This is a genomic window from Pseudomonas sp. F220 (genome assembly GCF_057813935.1).
In genome coordinates, this window is record NZ_JBVASJ010000129.1 from 1 (window position 1) to 600 (window position 600).

Genomic DNA, 600 nt, shown 5'->3' on the forward strand with positions numbered 1-600 from the left:
CTCAGAAAAAACGTTCTCTTTGGACTGTGATGCCATCGCCTCTCGCGCACGCTGGATCTTGCGCAAGATGTCTTCACCTTTTGCATTCCAGACGTATAGGCTTGGCTGAGCATTGTGTAATGCTAAAAACGTGGTAATGGAACTGGCCAATTCGCGTGTCGAACTGAAGCTGCCATCACGTAAGAAAACGGTGATATCTCGGAAGAAGCGTTCAACCATGTTCATCCAGGAGCTTGATGTCGGGGTGAAGTGCATGTGAAATCGCGGATGTCGCTTGAGCCATTCCTTGACCACTGGATGTTTGTGCGTGGCGTAATTATCCACGATCAAGTGCAGTTGCAGACCCTTGGGTGTTTCCCGGTTGATCTTTTTCAGGAAGGCCAACCACTCCTGATGTCGGTGTTGAGTTTCAATGCTGCTGATCAGCCGACCTTGCAGATAATCCATCGCCGCAAACAGCGTGAGCGTGCCGTGACGAACATAGTCATGGGTTTGTGTACGGATATGACCGATACCCAATGGCAATCCGGGTTGCGTGCGCTGCAAGGCTTGAACCTGGCTCTTCTCATCGCAACAGAGCACCAGGGCTTTATCGGGAGG

Annotated in this window: 1 protein-coding gene; it reads right to left on the reverse strand. The window is 51.2% G+C overall.

Translation table 11 applies throughout. The annotated features are described in order from the left end of the window. Nucleotides 1–600 (reverse strand): IS630 family transposase (locus ACZYSM_RS29305; protein ID WP_489077178.1); only part of this gene is annotated, 600 nt, incomplete at both ends.